The organism is Actinomycetospora chibensis (genome assembly GCF_028737215.1).
Lineage (GTDB): Bacteria > Actinomycetota > Actinomycetes > Mycobacteriales > Pseudonocardiaceae > Actinomycetospora > Actinomycetospora chibensis.
The window spans coordinates 17440-36049 of sequence record NZ_JAQZAM010000010.1; the positions used below are offsets into that span (position 1 = coordinate 17440).

General features: G+C 76.1%; 14 protein-coding genes and 1 pseudogene. 3 read left to right on the forward strand and 12 right to left on the reverse strand.

The genetic code is table 11. From position 1 onward, the window contains the following. Window positions 1-2 precede the first annotated feature (2 nt). The 3 genes from PH189_RS16285 to PH189_RS16295 are packed head-to-tail and all read right to left on the reverse strand — an operon-like array spanning window position 3 to window position 3349. Window positions 3-1175 carry an XdhC family protein gene (locus PH189_RS16285; protein WP_274189863.1) on the reverse strand — a complete coding sequence of 391 codons (1173 nt, stop codon included), beginning with the start codon at window positions 1173-1175 and terminating at the stop codon, window positions 3-5. Continuing rightward, window positions 1168-2424: a vWA domain-containing protein gene (locus tag PH189_RS16290; protein ID WP_274189864.1), complete on the reverse strand. Its 1257-nt coding sequence runs from the start codon at window positions 2422-2424 to the stop codon at window positions 1168-1170. Before PH189_RS16290 ends, PH189_RS16285 begins: the two co-directional genes overlap by 8 nt. Window positions 2425-2452: 28 nt before the next feature. Further along, window positions 2453-3349, reverse strand: a complete 897-nt coding sequence (locus PH189_RS16295; RefSeq protein ID WP_274189865.1) for an AAA family ATPase — start codon at window positions 3347-3349, stop codon at window positions 2453-2455. 524 nt (window positions 3350-3873) lie between these two features. Here PH189_RS16295 and PH189_RS16300 point away from each other — a divergent pair. Both PH189_RS16300 and PH189_RS16305 read left to right on the forward strand, forming a co-directional pair. After that, the gene (locus PH189_RS16300) at window positions 3874-4515 is read left to right on the forward strand and encodes a LysM peptidoglycan-binding domain-containing protein (protein WP_274189866.1); all 642 of its coding nucleotides are present in this window, start codon (window positions 3874-3876) and stop codon (window positions 4513-4515) included. Window positions 4516-4919: 404 nt separating this feature from the next. Further along, window positions 4920-5651, forward strand: coding sequence for a LysM peptidoglycan-binding domain-containing protein (locus PH189_RS16305; RefSeq protein WP_274189867.1), 732 nt, complete (start codon window positions 4920-4922; stop codon window positions 5649-5651). 18 nt (window positions 5652-5669) lie between these two features. On the opposite strand, the pseudogene PH189_RS30525 reads toward PH189_RS16305, so the two are convergent. The 5 genes and pseudogenes from PH189_RS30525 to PH189_RS16330 all read right to left on the reverse strand — a co-directional run bounded on the left by PH189_RS30525 (window position 5670) and on the right by PH189_RS16330 (window position 9352). Continuing rightward, window positions 5670-6640: pseudogene (locus PH189_RS30525) on the reverse strand (molybdenum cofactor biosynthesis protein MoaE). Then, window positions 6612-7100 (reverse strand): cyclic pyranopterin monophosphate synthase MoaC, encoded by a 489-nt coding sequence (gene moaC / locus PH189_RS16315; RefSeq protein ID WP_274189868.1) that lies wholly within the window; start codon window positions 7098-7100, stop codon window positions 6612-6614. The pseudogene PH189_RS30525 and the gene moaC overlap by 29 nt, the downstream one beginning before the upstream one ends. Then, complete coding sequence (locus PH189_RS16320; RefSeq protein ID WP_274189869.1) at window positions 7093-8559, reverse strand: NAD-dependent malic enzyme; 1467 nt, start codon at window positions 8557-8559, stop codon at window positions 7093-7095. The genes moaC and PH189_RS16320 overlap by 8 nt, the downstream gene beginning before the upstream one ends. Continuing rightward, window positions 8556-9119: a nucleotidyltransferase family protein gene (locus PH189_RS16325; protein WP_378014926.1), complete on the reverse strand. Its 564-nt coding sequence runs from the start codon at window positions 9117-9119 to the stop codon at window positions 8556-8558. Before PH189_RS16325 ends, PH189_RS16320 begins: the two co-directional genes overlap by 4 nt. Window positions 9120-9163: 44 nt before the next feature. Then, window positions 9164-9352 carry a hypothetical protein gene (locus PH189_RS16330; protein WP_274189870.1) on the reverse strand — a complete coding sequence of 63 codons (189 nt, stop codon included), beginning with the start codon at window positions 9350-9352 and terminating at the stop codon, window positions 9164-9166. A 111-nt stretch (window positions 9353-9463) separates the two neighbouring features. Here PH189_RS16330 and PH189_RS16335 point away from each other — a divergent pair, with 111 nt between their 5' ends. Further along, complete coding sequence (locus PH189_RS16335; protein WP_274189871.1) at window positions 9464-11839, forward strand: helicase-associated domain-containing protein; 2376 nt, start codon at window positions 9464-9466, stop codon at window positions 11837-11839. A gap of 220 nt (window positions 11840-12059) precedes the next feature. On the opposite strand, the gene PH189_RS16340 is transcribed toward PH189_RS16335, so the two are convergent. The 4 genes from PH189_RS16340 to PH189_RS16355 are packed head-to-tail and all read right to left on the reverse strand — an operon-like array spanning window position 12060 to window position 18202. Next, a complete protein-coding gene (locus tag PH189_RS16340; protein WP_274189872.1) occupies window positions 12060-12662 on the reverse strand; it encodes a GTP-binding protein in 603 nt (200 codons plus the stop codon). Further along, window positions 12643-13332 carry a DUF742 domain-containing protein gene (locus PH189_RS16345; protein ID WP_274189873.1) on the reverse strand — a complete coding sequence of 230 codons (690 nt, stop codon included), beginning with the start codon at window positions 13330-13332 and terminating at the stop codon, window positions 12643-12645. The genes PH189_RS16340 and PH189_RS16345 overlap by 20 nt, the downstream gene beginning before the upstream one ends. A gap of 23 nt (window positions 13333-13355) precedes the next feature. After that, window positions 13356-13778 (reverse strand): roadblock/LC7 domain-containing protein, encoded by a 423-nt coding sequence (locus PH189_RS16350; RefSeq protein WP_274189874.1) that lies wholly within the window; start codon window positions 13776-13778, stop codon window positions 13356-13358. After that, window positions 13775-18202, reverse strand: a complete 4428-nt coding sequence (locus PH189_RS16355; protein ID WP_274189875.1) for a nitrate- and nitrite sensing domain-containing protein — start codon at window positions 18200-18202, stop codon at window positions 13775-13777. Before PH189_RS16355 ends, PH189_RS16350 begins: the two co-directional genes overlap by 4 nt. Window positions 18203-18610 lie beyond the last annotated feature (408 nt).

Sequence of the window (18610 nt, forward strand, 5' to 3'; positions counted from 1 at the left end):
GTTCAGGACCCCGCCGCGGCGGAGAGCGACGCGGCCGACACCACCGGCTCGACGTTGGACTCGGTGTGGATGGGGCCGTCGCGACGCGAGAGCGGCGTGCCCCGTCCGCCCCACTGGTGGGCGATCATCTCCGCGGCGATCGACACCGCGGTCTCCTCGGGCGTCCGGGCCCCGAGGTCCAGGCCGATCGGGCTCGACATGCGGGCCAGCTCCGCCTCGGTGACCCCGGCCTCGACGAGGCGCTGCTCGCGGTCCTCGTGCGTCCGGCGCGACCCCATCGCCCCGATGTAGCCGATCTCGGGCAGTCGCAGCGCGACCTCGAGCAGCGGCACGTCGAACTTCGGGTCGTGGGTGAGCACGGCGAGCGCGGTGCGCCCGTCGATCCGCCCGGCCTCGGCCTCGGCGGCGAGGTAGCGGTGCGGCCAGTCGACCACCACCTCGTGCGCCTCCGGGAAGCGGCTCGACGTCGCGAACACCGGGCGCGCGTCGCAGACCGTGACCCGCATGCCGAGGAACGTGCCCATCCGCGCCACCGCGGCGGCGAAGTCGATGGCACCGAAGACGATCAGGCGCGGCGGCGGCGCGAACGACTCCACGAAGACCTGCAGGCCCTCGCCGCGGCGCTCGCCGTCGGGGCCGTAGGACACCAGCGCGGACCGGCCGGCGGCGAGCAGCCCGCGGACGTCGTCGCGCAGCGCGTCGTCGAGGCGAGCCGACCCGGTGCTGCCCTCGACCTCGTCCGGCCAGACGACCAGACGACGGCCGACGCGCTCGGCGGGCCCGGAGACCACGGTGGCGACGGCGACCGACCGGTGCTCGCGCACGGCTTCGGCGATCGCGCCGAGCTGGGGGAAGGACTCGCGGTCGACCCGCTCGACGTAGACGTCGAGGATGCCGCCGCAGGTCAGGCCGACGGCGAAGGCGTCGTCGTCGGAGACGCCGTAGCGCTGCAGCGTCGCGTCGTCGGTGCCCTCGAGGATGCCGGAGCCGAGCTCGTACACGGCGCCCTCGACGCAGCCGCCGGACACGCTGCCCACGGCCTGTCCGTCGTCGCCGACGAGCATCGAGGCCCCGGGCTGTCGCGGGGCGGACCGGAAGGTGCCGACCACGGTCGCCAGGGCGACCGGTCGGCCTTCGGCCCACCAGCCCTCGAGAGTCGGGAGAACGTCACGCATCCCGCAGCACCTCCAGCAGCTCGGCCAGCGTCGTGAGGGAGTGGCCCGCCAGCAATCGGTCAACGTGCGGGAGGGCCGCCGCGATTCCCCCCTGCACCGGGGCGTAGCCGCTCTTGCCCGCGTGGGGGTTCACCCAGACGACCTTGTGGGCCAGCCGCGCGAGACGCGCCGACTGCTCGCCGAGCAGCTCCGCCCCGCCGCGCTCCCAGCCGTCGGAGAACACGACGACGACCGCGCGGCGGGCGACGCCACGCTGGCCCCACCGGTCGAGGAACGCCCGCAGCGCCTCGCCGAGGCGGGTGCCGCCGGACCAGTCGGGGATCGCCCGGGCCGCGTCGCCGAGGGCGCGCTCGGGGTCGCGCTGGCGCAGCTCGCGCGTCACGCGGGTCAGCCGGGTGCCGAGGGTGAACGTCTCCACCGCGGTCGGGGTGCGCCGGGTGAGGACGTGGGCGAAGCGCAGCAGGGTGTCCGCGTAGGGGCTCATCGAGCCGGAGACGTCGACCAGCAGCACCACGCGACGCGGTCGTTCCCGCCGCCGCCGACGGCGCATCTCGCCGATCTCACCGCCGTTGGCGAGCGCCGCCCGCAGCGTGCGGCGCGGGTCCGGCTCGCCGCGGCGGGCCGGGCGGCGGCGCCGGGCCCGGCGCCTCGGGGGTGCCGGGCGCAGGAGCGCGAGCAGGTTCTTGAGGTGCTCGCGCTCGCCGATCGAGAGCTCGGCGATGTCCCGGTCGCGCAGAATCTCCTCGCCGGACGCGGCGACCCGCAGCTCGGGGGTCTCCTCCTCCTCGCCGTCCTGGCCCGAGCCCGGCGGGGGCTCGGTGAGCGCGGCCATGGTCGAGATGCGCGGCTTCGGCGGCGCCGACCGTCCCATGCGCTGGTCGCGGGGGTCGGCGGAGAACCAGGCGGCGAACGCGTGGTCGTAGCGCACGACGTCGTCGGGGTCGGCGCACAGCGTCAGGCGGCCCGCCCAGTACGTGGAGACCTCGCTGGTGAGGTCGGACAGGCGCAGCGCCTGCAGGTACGCCGCGACGCGGTCGGTGGTGACGGGCACCCCGGCGTTGCGGACGAGGCGGGTGAAGGCGACGAAGTCCTCGAGGACGGCGTCGGGGCCCCCGTCGGCCCGGGTGGCATCGGTGGCGGTGTCGGTGCCCCCGCCGAGCGTCTCGACGACGCCGGAGGCCACGACCGCGCCGGCGTGGGGGCGGGGGGCGAGCCCGTCGCTGCTCCCGCCCCGGTCACCTGTACTCATTCCCCGTCGCTCCGCTCGCCCCGGGTGCTCATGACGCGAGCAGGGCGTCCAGCTTGTCGCGCGCCCGGTCGGCGTCCTCGCGGTACTTCAGCACCGCACCCAGCGTCGCGGTGGCCGAGGCGAGGTCGAGGTGACGCGCGCCCACGAGCTGCAGGGCCTGGGCCCAGTCGATCGACTCGGCGACGCCCGGCGGCTTGAGCAGGTCCAGCCCGCGCAGGGCCTGGACCGCGCGGGCGACCTGCTCGGCGAGCTCCGCGGGCAGGTCGGGCAGGCGGCGGCGCAGGATCGCCGTCTCACGGGCCAGGTCGGGGTGCTCGAGCCAGAGGTAGAGGCAGCGTCGCTTGAGGGCGTCGTGGACCTCGCGCGTGCGGTTGGACGTCAGGACCACCAGCGGTGGCGTCTCGGCACGGACGACGCCGATCTCGGGGATGGTCACCGAGTTCTCGGCGAGCACCTCGAGCAGGAAGGCCTCGAACTCGTCGTCGGCGCGGTCGACCTCGTCGACGAGCAGCACGCAGGGCGCGTCCTGCAGCGCCTGCAGGATCGGGCGCGCGAGCAGGAAGCGGCGGTCGTAGAGGGAGGCCTCCACGGCGTCGACGTCGAGCGGCGACTGCGAGGCGGTCGCCGCCGCCTCGAGGGAACGCAGGTGCAGCAGCTGGCGCGGGAAGTCCCAGTCGTACAGGGCCTGCGCCGCGTCGATGCCCTCGTGGCACTGCAGGCGCACCATCGGCAGCCCCAACGCCTCGGAGAGCGCCTGTGCCAGCGCGGTCTTGCCCGTCCCGGGCTCGCCCTCGCAGAAGAGGGGGCGGCCCATGCGCAGTGCCAGGAAGGCGGCCGACGCGAGACCCGCGTCGGCGAGGTACCCCGTGCCGTCCAGGGCCTTCGCCAGGTCGTCCGGACTGGTCGGTGTGGTACTCGCGGTCACCCCACCAGCATCCCGCAGGAGGGAACCCGCAGCCACCGGACGGTCCGTTCGATGAGGACGACCCGTCGCCGTCCTCAGGTTCGGCTGCTCCGAACGGCCGTGCACAACCGTGAGGCCACGCACAGATTGGATCTGCGACACGCAGGGGGAACAGGTCCCGCACGGAGATCAGATCCGGCCTGGAGCAGGGAATCTCCACCGCGACAGGTCACGAAACGGTGTCGGCGGCGTGACCGCGCTCGCAACTGGTCGGCTTGAAAGACGCACTGTGCTCCGTACCGTTCGGACACGGCTCCCGACGACGCGCCGGACTGGTGTGTGCGGGTGCCTGACACCCCCGAGGTCGCCGCGCCGGATGCCCGTCCAGCGGCCCCGGGTGACCCGAAACGAAAGTGGCGGACCGGACGGGCGCGAGGACGTGAGACCGAGGGTGCTTGGCACCCGCGGGCGGTGAGGCCGCGTGGAACCGGCCGTCGACCCCGCCCGTGTGGTCCCTCCCGCGGGGCGCGGTACGGAGAGAGGTCATGCTTCGGAACACCGATGAGTCGCTGACGCGCGCCTTCACCCGGCGCGCAGCCCAGGTCGTCCTGGTGGGCGCGATGGCGGCGGCCCCGCTGGCCCTGAGCACCGGTCTGGCGTCGGCCGACACGGACTGGGACGCGCTCGCCGAGTGCGAGAGCAGTGGCGACTGGAGCACGAACACCGGCAACGGGTTCGGCGGCGGTCTGCAGTTCACCGATTCGACGTGGAAGGCCTTCGGCGGCTCCGGCTCGCCGGAAGACGCCAGCCGCGAGGAGCAGATCCAGGTCGCCGAGCGCGTCAAGGCCGAGCAGGGCATGAACGCCTGGCCGACGTGCTCGAAGAAGACGGGCAACACCGACAGCTCGGCGAACACCAAGGACTCGGGCTCGTCCGACTCGAGCTCGTCCGACTCGAGCTCGTCCGACTCGGACTCCTCCGAGGCCGAGAGCATCGCCGCGACCCCGCAGGCCCAGCCGGCCCAGAAGGCCACGGCCCCGGCCGGCGGCGCCTACACGGTCGCGAGCGGCGACACCCTGAGCTCCGTCGCGTCCGCGCACGGCGTCTCGTGGCAGTCGATCGCGCAGAACAACGCCATCGCCGACCCCGACTCGATCTCCCCGGGGCAGCAGCTGAAGCTGGGCTGAGGCACTCCCCCGGCGCACCTCCCGCACGTCCGACGGCCCCGGCTCCACCCAGGAGCCGGGGCCGTCGTCTGTGATGCCGCTCACGTCTTCTCAGCGACGGACTGTGCGGAAGCGTCGCACTCGGTGACAACGAGACCGCGGAGCAGCATCTTCGTCACTCGTTCGTGACCTCGCGACCGATTCACGAAGCTGAGAGCCACGCACCGTGGCCCCGACGCGGATCTAGCCTCGACGCGTCGGTCCGCTCGAGCGGTGCCGACCGGAGCCCGGGCGCCACCCTGTCCGACGGGCCCCCGCTCCCCGCGACGTACGGCCCGGACAGGGACCCGACCCCGAGCGCCGTCCGCTCCCCGACCCGCGACGGCCCGGGACAGGTCGGCCGTGGCGCGGCTCCGGGAGAACCCGTGGACCTCGTTCGTGCCGTGCTGCCCACCGCCACCACCGGACGCCACCGCGCGCCGCGCCGTCCCGGCCGGCTCGGCCGGGCGACCCTCGCCGTCGTCGCCGCGGGCGCCCCGGTCGTCCCCGCCGCGCTGCTCGCCGCACCCGCGGCGCACGCGGACACCGACTGGGACGCGCTCGCCGAGTGCGAGAGCAGCGGGAACTGGGCCATCAACACCGGCAACGGCTTCGGCGGCGGGCTGCAGTTCACCGACTCGACCTGGCGTTCCTTCGGCGGCTCCGGACAGCCCGAGGACGCCAGCCGCGAGGAGCAGATCCAGGTCGCCGAGCGCGTCAAGGCCGAGCAGGGCATGAACGCCTGGCCGACGTGCTCGAAGAAGACGGGCAACACCGACGACTCGCCCAACAGCAGCGTGCCGTCCGCGGGGTCCTCCGACGACAGCGGCTCCGGCTCCGGGACCAGCTCCGACTCCGACTCCGACTCCGACTCCGCCTCCGCCTCGGGCGACTCCGACTCCGGCTCGTCGTCGGACGACGCCACCCCCGACGCCCGCACCGTGCGCACCACCCCCGCGTCGGGCTCGGCCGGCTCCTACACCGTGAAGGCCGGGGACACGCTGAGCTCGATCGCCGCCTCGCACGGCGCGACCTGGCGGACGCTGGCCCAGGCGAACCCCGACGTCGCCACCGACCCGAACCTGATCTTCCCGGGCCAGACGCTCACGATGAGCTGAGGCCGGGGGCGGGGTCCGTCAGGGGCAGTTGACCCATTCCTCGGTGCCGTCGGTGAACTCCTGGCGCTTCCACACCGGCAGCTCCCGCTTCACGGCGTCGACGAGCTCGCTGCACGCGTCGAAGGCCTGACGGCGGTGCTCCGCGGCGACCGCGCAGGCGAGGGCGACGTCGCCGATGCCCAGCGCACCGACGCGGTGGGTGACGGCGAGCGCGCGCACCCCGGGGAACGCGGCGGCGACGTCGGCGGCCACCTTCTCCACCACGGCCGCGGCGCTCGGGTGGCCCTCGTAGTCCAGGGCCGTCACCGAGCGGCCGTGGTCGTGGTCGCGCACGACGCCCGCGAAGGTCACCACGGCGCCCGCGGCGGCGTCGTCGACCAGCGCGGCGTGCTCCGAGACGTCCAGGAGCTCCTCGGTGACGGTGGCGCGCAGGACGCGGGCCGGGGCAGTGGACGTCACGGGTGGTCCCCTCCGAGAATCTGGTCGACGGCGTGGGCCAGCACCGGTGCGAGCACCGTCAGCCCGTCGCGCACCCCGCCCGGGGAGCCGGGCAGGTTCACCACCAGGGTGCGCTTCGCGACCCCCGCCACGCCACGTGAGAGCACGGACGTCGGCACCGCGTCCGCGCCGGCGCGCCGGATCGCGTCCGCGAGCCCCGGGATCTCGTAGTCGATGACCGCCCGCGTCGCCTCGGGCGTCGCGTCGGTCGGCGAGATACCGGTGCCGCCGGTGGTGACGACGACGTGCGCGCCGTCGGCGACGGCGTCGCGCAGCGCGGCGGCCACGGGCTCCCCGTCGGGCACCACCACGGGGTCGGGCGTGGTGAAGCCCTGCTCGCGGAGCCAGTCGACGATGATCGGCCCACCGCGGTCGGTGTAGACACCGCCCGCGGCGCGGTTGGACGCGGTGACGACGCGCGCCCGGCGCGTCGGGTCCGCTGTGGGGGCCGCTGCGGGCTCCTCAGCGGCCCTCGGGTCGGGTCCAGACACCGGAACGTCCCCCTTCCTTGCGCTCGAGGCGCACTCCGTCCAGCGTCGCCGCCGGGTCCAGCGCCTTGATCATGTCGTGCAGCGTCAGCCCGGCCACGGCGACGGCGGTCAGCGCCTCCATCTCCACCCCGGTGCGGTCCGCGCTGCGCGCCGTCGCGGTGATCGCGACGTGGTCGTCGCCGACGTCGAGGTCGACGGTGACGCCCGCCAGCGGGATCGGGTGGCACAGGGGGATCAGGTCGGGCGTGCGTTTCGCGCCCATGATGCCCGCCACCCGGGCCGTGCCCAGCGCGTCGCCCTTCGGCACGGTGTCGTCCCGCAGGGCGGCGACGACCTCGGCGGTGGTGCGCAGGACCCCGGTGGCCGTCGCCGTGCGGCGCGTGACCTCCTTGTCCCCCACGTCAACCATCCGCGCCGCGCCGGTGGCGTCGACGTGGGTGAGGCCCTGGTGCTCACTCATCGGCGCCCTCCACCGCCTTCGCCGTCTCCTCGCCCAGGGCCAGGGCGGCGCCGACGTCGACGGCCTCGGCACCCTGCTCGCGGGCCCGTTCGACGGTCTTGCGCACAGCGCCGGCCACCGCCGAGGCGACGGTGCTGTCGAAGACGCTGGGCACGATGAACAGCGGGTTGGGCTCCGCGACGACGTCGCCGATCGCGGCCGACGCGGCGAGCAGCATGTCGTCGGTGATCCCCCGGGCCTGGGCGTCGAGCAGCCCGCGGAAGATGCCGGGGAAGGCGAGGACGTTGTTGATCTGGTTCGGGTAGTCCGACCGCCCGGTGGCGACGACGGCCGCGTGCCGTTGCGCCAGCGACGGGTCGATCTCGGGGTCGGGGTTGGCCAGCGCGAACACGACCGCCTTGTCGGCCATCGCGGCGACGTCGGCCTCGTGGAGCAGGTTCGGGGCCGAGACCCCGATGAAGACGTCGGCGCCGGGCATCGCGTCGCGCAGCGTCCCGGTGCGGTTCTCCCGGTTGGTCTGCCGGGCGACCCACTCCAGGCTCGGGTGCAGGCCCTCGCGGTCCGGGTGGATGATCCCGTCGACGTCCACCGCGATCAGGTCGGCGGGCGCCAGCGGCAGCAGCAGCCGGATGATCGCCGACCCGGCGGCACCGACGCCGCAGACCACGATCCGGCAGTCGTTCATCTCCTTCTCCACCACACGCAGCGCGTTGCGCAGCGCGCCGAGGACGACGACGGCGGTGCCGTGCTGGTCGTCGTGGAAGACCGGGATGTCGAGCTTGTCGCGCAGGCGCTCCTCGATCTCGAAGCAGCGCGGTGCCGCGATGTCCTCGAGGTTGATCCCGCCGTACACCGGGGCGAGGACCTCGACGGTGCGGATGATCTCCTCGGTGTCCTGGGTGTCCAGGCACACCGGCCAGGCGTCGACGCCGGCGAAGCGCTTGAACAGCGCCGCCTTGCCCTCCATCACCGGCATCGCGGCGGCCGCGCCGAGGTTGCCGAGCCCGAGCACCGCCGAGCCGTCGGTGACGACGGCGACGGTGTTGCGCTTGATGGTGAGGCTGCGGGCGTCCTCGGGGCGGCGGGCGATCGCCTGGCAGACCCGGGCGACGCCGGGGGTGTAGGCGCGGGAGAGGTCCTCGCGGGTCCGCAGACCGACCTTCGGCGTCACCTCGATCTTGCCGCCGAGGTGGATGAGGAACGTGCGGTCGGAGACGTTGCGGACCCGCACGCCGTCGAGGCCGTCGAGCGCGTCGGTGATCTGCCCGGCGTGCTCCTCGGACAGGGCGTTGCAGCTGATGTCGATGATGATGGCGTCGGTGCGCGACTCGACGACGTCGAACGCGGTCATGACCCCGCCGACGCGGCCGACGGCCACCGCGAGGTCGCCCGCCGCCGTGGCGCTGGCCGGCGCCTCGACGCGGGCCGTGATCGCGTACCCCGGTCCCGGGACGGTCACGGTGTGCCCCTTTCTGTCGTTGTCCCGCGCGCCCAGCGCGCGAGGTCCTCCGGGGTGTCGAGGTCGTCGGGCACCGCCACGTCGGAGATGTCCACCGCCACCACGTCGTCCCGGCCGCGCAGGAAGCCCCGCGCGCCGGCGTCGCCCTCGGCCGCCGCCCGCACCTTCGCCCAGTGCGCCCGGCCGAGCAGCACCGGGTGCCCGGCGCGGCCGTCGACGGCGCCGCGCGCCAGGACGTCGGGGCCGGTCGCCCGCGCGGCCACCCGGGCCAGCGCCGCGGGGCCGATGCCCGGGGTGTCGACGAGCGCCACGAGGACCGCGTCCGCGGCGGTGTGCTCCAGGGCGTCCAGACCGGCGCGCAGCGAGGCGGCCTGTCCCTCGGTGTCCCAGCCCGGGGCGGGCACCCAGTGGGTCCCGGCCGGCAGCAGCTTCGCGACGTCCGGCAGGCCGGCCCCGAGCACGACGACCACCGGGTCGAGCCCGGCGTCGCGCAGCGTCCGCACGCCGCGGGCCACCAGGGGCTCGCCGTCCAGCGCGACGGCGGCCTTGGGCCGGCCCATCCGCCGGCCGCCGCCGGCGGCGAGCAGGAGACCGGCGGCGGTACTCAGCGGTTGATCTCGGTGACCGGGTGCTCGTAGCCGAGCTGGTCGGCAGGCAGCGGGAACTGCGTCTCCCCGAACGGCGACGGCGAGCCCTGGGTGGGCGCCATCAGCTCGGTGATCGGGTGGTCGCCCTCGTCCGCGGGCCACCACGGATCCTGGCGCGGGGTGGTGGTCTCGTCGTCGTCTGCCATGGCCGCTGGCTCCTCCCGCCGTCTCGCACACGCACCCGCCGGGGCGGCGGGGCTCCAGTCTGCCGCACCTCGGGAGTGCGCGCGCCGGAGCCCGACTACCGTGGGGAGGCGATGTCCGGCCGGACCCTGCTCGATCACCTGCGCGCCCAGGACGACGACACCCTGGGCGCGTTGTTGCGCGCGCGTCCGGACCTGGCCCTGCCCGCCCCCGCCGACACCGGCGTGGTGGCCACGCGCGCGAGCGTGCGGATGTCGGTGGGACGGGCCTGCGAGGACCTCGACGCGTTCACGCTCCAGGTGGTCGACGCGCTGCTGGTGGTGCGCGCCGACGAGATGTCCGCCGCCATCGGTGACGTGCTCGCCCTCCTCGGCCCCGACCGCGCCGACGCCGGCCGGACCGCGCTCGCCGACCTCGAGCGCCGGGCGCTGGCCTGGTCCGACGGCGCCACCGTGCCGCCGGAGCTGGCGCGCGCGGACCCGTCGGCCACCGCGGGCGTGCGCGCCGTCCCCGCGCTGCGCGACGTCTCGGTGCGCTATCCCGGCGGCCTCGGGCGGCCGGCGCCGGAGTTCTCGGCGATCGCCACCGCCGACGACCCGGCCGAGATCGTCGAGGCCCTGCCCGCCGACGAGCGCCGGGTGGTCGACGCGCTGGCCGCCGACGGCCCCATCGGCCGCAGCCGAGCCCAGGGTCCCGGTTCAGGGGAGCACGCCGATCGGGGGCCGGTGGGCCGGCTGCTCGCGGCCGGCATCCTCGTGCGCGTCGACCTCGAGACCGTGGAGCTCACCCGCGAGGCGGCCCTCGCGGTGCGCGGCGACCGCCCGCTCGGCGACGTCGCGGTCACCGACCCCATGCCCCCGCCCCGCCACCGCGACCCGGCCGACGTCGACGCCACCGCCGCCGGCGAGATCCTCGAGGTCACCCGGCGCGCGGAGGCCGTGCTCACCGCGTGGTCGGCGAGCCCGCCGGCGGTGTTGCGCTCCGGCGGGCTCGGTGTGCGCGACATGCGCCGGGTGGCCCGCGACCTCGGTCTCACCGAGCAGGACGCGGCCCTGCTGGTCGAGGTCCTCGCCGGCGCGGGGCTCGTCGCGGTCTCCGAGGGGAACGACCCCGCGTGGACACCCACCAGCGCCGTCGACCGCTGGCTCGCCGCCGGCCCCGACGTGCGCTGGGTGACGCTGGCGCGCGGGTGGCTCGACACGCCCCGCGCGCCGTCGCTGGTGGGCGCCCGCGACGTGGGCGACAAGCTCATCGGCCCGCTCTCCGACGAGGCGCGCCGGCCCTGGGCGCCCGCGCTGCGCCGCCGGGTGCTCGACCGGCTCTGCGAGTTCGACGACGGCGACGGTCCCCCGAGCGCCGACGACCTCGTCGCGTCCCTCGCGTGGCGCGCCCCGCGCAAGGGTGGCCGGCAGCGCGACGAGATGGCGCGCACGGTGCTGCGCGAGGCGACGACGCTCGGGCTCGTCGCCCACGACACGGTCACCTCCGCCACCCGCGAGCTGCTCGTCGTCGCCCGCAGCCCCGGCGACGACCCCGACGGCGCCGCGGCGGCCGCGCTGCGCCGTGCCCTGCCCGAGCCCATCGACCGCGTGCTCCTGCAGGCCGACCTCACCGCCGTCGCCCCGGGCCGCCTCGAGCCCGAGCTCGCCGCGGCGCTCGACCGCGTCGCCGACGTCGAGTCCGCGGGGAGCGCGACGGTCTACCGGATCAGCGAGGGCTCGGTGCGCCGCGCGCTCGACCTGGGGCAGACGGCCGCGGACCTGCACGAGCTGTTCCGCACCCGCTCGGCCACGCCCGTTCCCCAGGGGCTCACCTACCTCGTCGACGACGTGGCCCGCCGCCACGGACGCCTGCGCGGCGGGGCGGCGGCCTCGTTCCTGCGCTCCGAGGACGAGGCGCTGATCGCCGAGGTGATGGTCCACCCCGAGGCCGAGCGCCTCGAGCTGCGGCGCATCGCCCCCACCGTCCTGATCAGCACCCAGCCGCTGGTCGAGGTGCTCGAGGCCCTGCGCGCCGCCGGGCTCTCCCCCGTCGCCGAGGACGACGTCGGCGGTGTGCTCGACCTGCGCCCCAAGGGCCGGCGCACCGCCGCGCGGCGTCCCGAGCGCGCGGTCGGCACCGCGCCGACGCTCTCCGACGACCAGATCACCGCCCTCGTCGCCCAGCTCCGCGCCGGCGACCGCGCCGCGAGCGCCGCCCGGGGCCGCGGGGCGACGGGGAACCCGACGCGCTCGGCGACGACCTCGGCCACCGTCGCGGTCCTCGCCGAGGCGGCGCGCTCCGGGCGCAGCGTGTGGATCGGCTACGTCGACGCCCACGGCACGGCGTCCCAGCGCGTCGTGCGCCCCCTGCGTGTCGGCGGCGGGGTGCTCGAGGGCATCGAGGACACCGACGAGGACGGCGAGACCAACGGCGACGTGATCGGCCGGTCGCCCCTGTCCTTCGCCCTGCACCGCATCACCTCGGTCAGCGTCCTCGCCGACCGCTAGGTCCCGGTCTGTCGGCGCGAACGCCCTATCGGCGTGCTCCCCCGATTCGCTGCTTCTGCTCGCGCACAGTCCCCGTGGATCGGGACGGGCACCGCCGTGGTGTCGGACGAGGGGCACGTTCAGCACGCGCGACGGCCTGATGATCATGCGCAACGTGCCCGTCGTGACGGGAACCCCGAGCCGGAGGGGGACCACCGCCGACGGCGGGCGCCTGGCGGGATCAGGCGCGGGCGCCGACCGCCCAGACCTGCATGGCGTGCTCGACCAGCGAGATGAGCGCCTGCTTGGTCGACTCCCGGTCGCGGGCGTCGACGGTCAGGATCGGCACGGACGGGTCGATGGCCAGGGCCTCGCGGACGTCCTCGAGGTCGTGGCGGAGCATCCCGTCGAAGAGGTTGACGCCGAGCACGTAGGGCAGGCGCCGGTCCTCGAAGAAGTCGACCGCGGCGAAGCAGTCGGCGAGCCGGCGGGTGTCGGCGAGCACCACGGCGCCGATGGCGCCGCGCACGAGGTCGTCCCACATGAACCAGAACCGGTCCTGCCCGGGCGTGCCGAACAGGTAGAGGATCAGGTCGGAGTCCAGGGAGACGCGACCGAAGTCCATGGCGACCGTGGTGGTGCGCTTGTTCGGCACCGCCGAGAGGTCGTCGACGCCGGCGCTCGCGTCGGTCATCACGGCCTCGGTGGTCAGCGGGTCGATCTCGGAGACCGAGCCCACGAACGTCGTCTTGCCGACCCCGAATCCCCCCGCCACGACGATCTTGGCCGAGGTGGTGGTCGGGACGGGGTCGGCGACCGCTGCGTCAGAGCCGTCGAAGTCCACTCAACACCCTCTCCATCAACGCCATGTCCGGGACGTCGCCCGAGGTCGAGGCGGTCTGGTGCACCACGACGGTGCCCTGCGAAGCCATGTCGCCGATGAGGACCCGGGCGACGCCCAGCGGCAGCGTCAGCAACGCCGCCACCTCCGCCACCGATCGGGGCTCGCGACACAGCTCGGCCACGGCACGGTGCTCGTACTGGGGGATCCGCGAGGTGTCGCGGCCCGCGTTGCCGATCGAGACCAGGGTCTCGATGGCCAGGTCGTAGACCGGGCGGGTCCGCCCGCCGGTCCAGGCGTAGGGGCGCACGATCGCGACATCGTCGGCGCGCTCGTCCGGCGGCTCGGGCTCCGGGAGCTCGTGCCGCGGCACGCCGCCCGGGCTCGGGACGCCGTAGGGCGCGGTCGCCGGCTCGCCCTCGGCGAGGGCGTGCGCGCCGTCGGGCTCGCCGCTCCCGTAGAGGTAGCCGTCCGCGGCGACGGTGCCGGGCGTGGTCTCGGAGGAGACGTCGTCGGACCCGTCGGACCCGTCGGACCCGTCCGGGACGTCCGACGGCTCGTCGCGGCGACGCCGGAACAGCCCCCGCCGCTCGCCGCGCGACCCCTTCGGCCGCGGCGGTCCGCTGATCCCGTTGAGGACGTCGGCGAAGGACTCGCCGGGGTCATCGCTCACGGGTCGTCACCCCCTCGACGCGCTCATCGCACCGCCGACCCCTGAAGCTCGGCACGGAGCTCGGGGGTCAGCAGCTGGCCGACCCGGTCGACCAGCAACGTCATCTCGTACCCCACCAGGCCGATGTCGCAGTTCGGGGCGGCCAGGGTGGCCAGGCACGAGCCGTCGCTGATCGACATGAGCAGCACGATCCCGCGCTCCATCTCGACCACCGTCTGCACGACATCGCCCGCCTCGAAGCACCGCGCGGCGCCCTGCGTGAGGCTGATCAGCCCCGACGCGACGGCCGCCAGCTGGTCCGCACGATCGCGCGGCAGCCGGCTGGACCCCGTGAGCAGCAGCCCGTCGGCGGACACCACGACCGCGTGCGCCACCCCGGGCACCCGCTCGGCGAAGTTCGAGACCAACCAGCCGAACCGGCTCGGCTGCGACTGGGCTCCCGTCACTGCTCCTCCTCATCCCCGGAACGCGCGTCGCGCTCCGCTCCGGTGTCGGCCGGTCGGGCCTGACGGCTGGTGCGCCCGTCGGCCACGCCTCGTTGGTAGCTCGCGAGACGCCCACGGATCGCGTCAGCGCTGCGCCGTGGTCCGGCGGCGGCTCCGTCCGGGGCTCCGCCGGGTGCGGCGGCGCCGCCGGAGCGGGCGGCACCGGGCACGAGCTGTGCCCGGGGACGCCGCTTGGGCAGGCCCGCCTCGGTGGTGCCGCCGGCGCTGACGCCGGCGTCGAGGGCGTCCGCGGTGGCCGCGGCCGCCCGCCAGCCCTCGTCGCCCGAGCTCGAGGCCCACTCGGCCTCGTCCGGTCCCGCCGACGGCGGCGCCTCCCGGAACCAGGCGGACGCGACCTCGTCGTAGATCGGCGTGCGCTCCCGCTGCGGCGCACCGGGGCGGCCCGGGGGGCTCCCGGGCGTCGCGCGCCCGGGGGCTGCGCCGCCGTTGCGGGTGCGGCCCTCGCCATCCGCAGGTGGCGGTGCGTCGAAGAGCCGTGCGCCGTCGCCCGCCCCGGTGGCTGACCCGTTCGCACCGGCCGGGACCTGTGGCGGCCGGGACGACCGCTGCGGCAGGGCGCCCGGCGCCGACGGACCGGACGGGGCCGGCGGTCCGGACGGCCGCTGCGGCAGCCCACCCACCGCGGGCGCGCCGTTCGGCGCGGGCGGACCGGCGGGACGTCGGGGCAGCCCACCCGGGGAGGGCGGCGGTCCGGCCGACGCGTCCGGCGTCTCCGGCTCGGCCGCCGCGATCTCGTCGGGCGCCCCGGCGGCCGGGGTTCCGACGGCCGGGGGCTCCTCGGTCGTCTCCTGCTGCTCGGCGGGGACGTCGTCGCCCTCGGCCGCCGACCCCGTGCGTCGCGGACGCAGACGGGGCGCCATGCCGGGGGCGAACGGCACGCCGCTGGGCGACAGGCGGCGACCCGCCGGGCGAGCGGGACGGGCGTCCTCGGACTCCCCCGGTTCCGCGGAGGGGTCCGAGGAGGCCATCGGGTCCTCGCCGGCGGGCTCGGCGTCGGCGTCACGCGCCGGTACCTCGACGGCCTGCTCGGGCTCGGCCTCCGGGGCCGGGCCGGCGGGCGTCGCCGTCGTCGCGCCGGCCGGGCTCTCGGCCGGGCTCTCGGCGGCTTCGGCCTGCGGCTGGGGCCGCACGACCCGGGGGCGCAGCGGGAAGGTCCCGCGACGCGACGGGAGTGGCGCGGCCTGCGGGGTCTCGCTCGGCGCGGCGGCGACCTCGGCCTCGGGCGACTCCTCGACCCGCTCGTCGGCCGGGGTGTCGACCGGGCTCTCGACCGACCCCTCGGCCGGCGTCTCGACCTCGTTCTCGACGTCGTCCACGACCTCGGCCGGCGCCTCGTCGGACTCGGCCGGACCCGGTCCGGGCGGCGGCACGACGGGCGCGCCGTTCCACATCGGCGGGCCGGCGGCGGCGGGCCGTCCGGCACCGGCGGACGGCGGTCCCCAGCCCGGGCCGGCCGGCCCGCGGCCGGGCGGGGCGCCGGGGCCGCGCCAGCCGGGGGGCGGTCCGCCGCGCGGGGCGTCGGGAGGTCCGGGGGGACCCCAGCCGGGTCCGGCCGGTCCACCCGGACCGGGGCGCGCAGGCATCGGGCCGGGCGCCTGACCGGGCGCCTGACCGGGCGCGAGCCCGGTGGGACGCAGGACGTGCCGGCCCGCGTCCGCCTCGTCGGGGTCGTGCGCCTCGCCGCCGGAGCCGTCGGAGCCGTCCGAGCCGTTCGCCTCGACGACCTCGTCGGCCCCGGGGGCCTCCGCGTCGGGAGCGACGTCCTCGTCGGCGTCCTCGGGACGGCGGCTGCGACGCCGGGCGGCGGCCGCACCGATGAGGGCGGCGGCCCCACCGGCGGCCGCACCACCGACCAGGCCGTGGCGACCCCGCTCGTCCTGCGAGGCGGCGCCGTCGGCGGCCGTGTCCTCGGCGGGCGTCTCGGGGGTCTCGGGCTCCTCGGCCGGGGCGCGGCCGGCAGGCTCGCGCGGCGGCTCGGAGGGCGCCGGCCCGGGACGTCCCGGGCCGGTCGGTCCCCCCGGACGCCCGGGACCGGCGGGGCCCGCGGGCCCCGGCACCGACCCATGGGTGCCGTTCGTACCGTGGCCGTGGGAGCCGTTCGAGCCGTGGGAGCCGTTGGTGCCCGGCACCCCGTTCGCCGGCCCGCGCCGCGGCAGCATCGACCGGCGCTCGCGTCCGCTACCGGGACGGGCACCGTCCCCGCCACCCTGCTCGGGGTCGACGCCGGGCGCGAAGAACGACCCGGGCGCTCCGCCACCCTGGCGCTGGCCGCGCTGCGGGAGCCCGGAGGCGCCACCGCGGGCCTGGTCCGGCACGGCCGTCGAGGCCCCTGCGGGCGCCCCGGCCGTGACCGCGGGGGTCGCCGCGCCCTCGGGCGCGACGGCGAGCACCGCGGACGCGGGCACCAGGGCGGTGGCGGCGACGCCGCCGTCCTCGCGGTTGCGCAGCGAGACGGTGATGCCGTGGCGGGTGGCCAGGCGCCCGACCACGAACAGGCCCATGCGCCGCGAGGCGGACACGTCCACGGTCGGCGGCGAGTCGAGCCGCACGTTGGCGTCGTGCAGGTCCTCCTCGCTCATGCCGACACCGGAGTCGATGATCTCCACGAGCAGGGAGCCGTCGCCGTTCTGCGTCGCCTGCACCCGCACGCGGGTGTCCGGGGCGGAGAACGTGGTGGCGTTCTCGAGCAGCTCGGCGACGAGGTGCACGACGTCGCTCGCCGTGCGGCCCAGCAGCTGGGCCGAGGGCGGCGGCGCGAGGTCGATGCGCTGGTACTGCTCCACCTCCGACGCCGCGGCGCGCAGCACGTCGACCAGCGGCACCGGGCGGCTGCCCCGGCGGGAGAGGTCGGTGCCCGAGAGCACCAGCAGGTTCTCCGAGTTGCGGCGCATGCGCGTCGCGAGGTGGTCGAGCTGGAAGAGGTTGGAGAGCGCCTCCGGGTCCTCCTCGGAGTTCTCCAGCTGCTCGATGAGACGCAGCTGGCGCTCGACGAGCGCCTGGGAGCGCCGCGACAGGTTCACGAAGATCGAGTTGAACGCCGACCGCAGGCCCGCCTGCTCGGCGGCGAGGCGGACGGCCTGCTCGTGCACCTGGTCGAAGGCGCGGGCGACCTGGCCGATCTCCTCGCGCGTCGTGATCGGCGTCGGGACGATCGTGGTGTCCGGCGCCTCGCCCTCGCGCAGGCTGCGGACGGCCTGGGGCAGGCGCCGCTCGGCGACGTCGAGCGCGCTGCGGCGCAGCAGGCGCAGCGGGCGCAGCAGCGAGCGGGTGACGAAGAAGACCACCGCCGCGCCGGCCATCAGGGCCAGCAGCAGGATCACCGACGCGACGCCCGCGCCGTTGCGGGCGGCCTGCTGCAGGGCGCCGGCCTGCTCCTGGAGCTGGCCACGCAGCTGCTCGGAGGTCGCGGCGTCCCGGTCCTCGACGGCCGACGACGCGCGCTCCCAGTCGGGGCCCGAGACCTGCAGCGGGAGCCCCGCGGCGCCGCGGCCGAGGACGACCTGGGCGAGCAGGTCGCGGTTGTCGACGTCCGGGCCCACGACGGCGTCGGCCAGCCCGGCGTTGTCGGTGCCGACCGCCGAGCGGAAGTCGTCGACGGCGATCGAGCGGCGCAGCGTGGCGTTGCGCGCCTGGTCGATCGACGGGGCGTCGATGCGGCCCGCGGCGATACCGGCGGCGACGACGGCCTGGACGTAGGCGTCCTCCTCGCGGACCACCGACAGCGAGTAGAGACCGGAGGAGAGCCCGGCGACGCTCGGGTCGGCGGCCTCCCGGGACAGCGACCGGTCGAAGACCTCGAGGTTGTCGACGACCTCCGTGTACCGGGCGATCGCACCCGCGGCGTCCACCCGGCCGTCGATGACGTCGTCGCGCAGGCGGTCGAGCTGGTCGAGCTCGGCGTCGGCCTGGTCGAACGACGTGCGGGTCTGCTGGTCGAGCGAGTCGGCCAGCCCGGAGGAACGCCGCAGCTCGGAGACCGCGCCGCGGGTGGCGCCGATGCGCTCCTCGACCGGGCCGGAACCACCGGCGCGCCCCGCGGCCACGTAGACCGCCGCGGCGGAGCGCTCGTCGGCGAGGCTGCCCATCACCCGTGCCGTGCCGTCCTCGAGCGCCACGGCCTGCTGGACGCCGTCGAACTCGGCGGCGTCCCGGGTCTGCTCCACGATCCGCAGGACGCCGAGGGTCAGCACGAAGAGCGTCGGCACCAGCAGGACCGCGGTGAGCTTGACCGGCAGGCTCCAGTTGCGCAGCGCCAGGCGCTCCGTCCAGTCACCGCCGTCGGGGCCGTCCGGACCGGGACGGCCGTCGCGCGGGTCGTGGTACCGGACGGAGGCCCGATCCGGGCTTCGCTCGGGGGTGGTCACGGACGGGTCCTCCCGGTTCCTCCGGTCGGTCGGACTTCGCCCGACCCTCCCCCACGCCGAAGGCCTGCCTGGTCCACGCTCGGTGACCAGCGATGGGCTACAGTCGCTGCCGTCCGAATCGAGCGGTGGCACACGGGTGACTCCGCGACGTCACGCGGGCGCACGTCGGTGCGACGGTCGGAGAACGAGGCGAGCGGGCGCATCAGGGTGGTCAGGCGTCCAGGGCGGTCGGCGCGAGAACCGTGGAACGGTTCTCGCTGGTGACGGGCCCCGGCGCTGCGCCGTGAGCCCATCGGGGCGGGTGGTCACTCCTCGAGGGCGGGGTCGAGCGCGCTCACTGTATCCGTCGTGCCCCAGGGAATGACCGGGCGTGTCCGTGCGCTCCCCGAGCGGCGTCCCAGCTCCGCC

Coding starts and splice junctions, on each gene's coding strand:
- PH189_RS16285 (WP_274189863.1), bottom strand. CDS start 1,175: ATGCGTGACGTTCTCCCGACTCTCGAGGGCTGGTGGGCCGAAGGCCGA.
- PH189_RS16290 (WP_274189864.1), bottom strand. CDS start 2,424: ATGAGTACAGGTGACCGGGGCGGGAGCAGCGACGGGCTCGCCCCCCGC.
- PH189_RS16300 (WP_274189866.1), top strand. CDS start 3,874: ATGCTTCGGAACACCGATGAGTCGCTGACGCGCGCCTTCACCCGGCGC.
- moaC (WP_274189868.1), bottom strand. CDS start 7,100: ATGAGTGAGCACCAGGGCCTCACCCACGTCGACGCCACCGGCGCGGCG.
- PH189_RS16325 (WP_378014926.1), bottom strand. CDS start 9,119: ATGGGCCGGCCCAAGGCCGCCGTCGCGCTGGACGGCGAGCCCCTGGTG.
- PH189_RS16330 (WP_274189870.1), bottom strand. CDS start 9,352: ATGGCAGACGACGACGAGACCACCACCCCGCGCCAGGATCCGTGGTGG.
- PH189_RS16335 (WP_274189871.1), top strand. CDS start 9,464: ATGTCCGGCCGGACCCTGCTCGATCACCTGCGCGCCCAGGACGACGAC.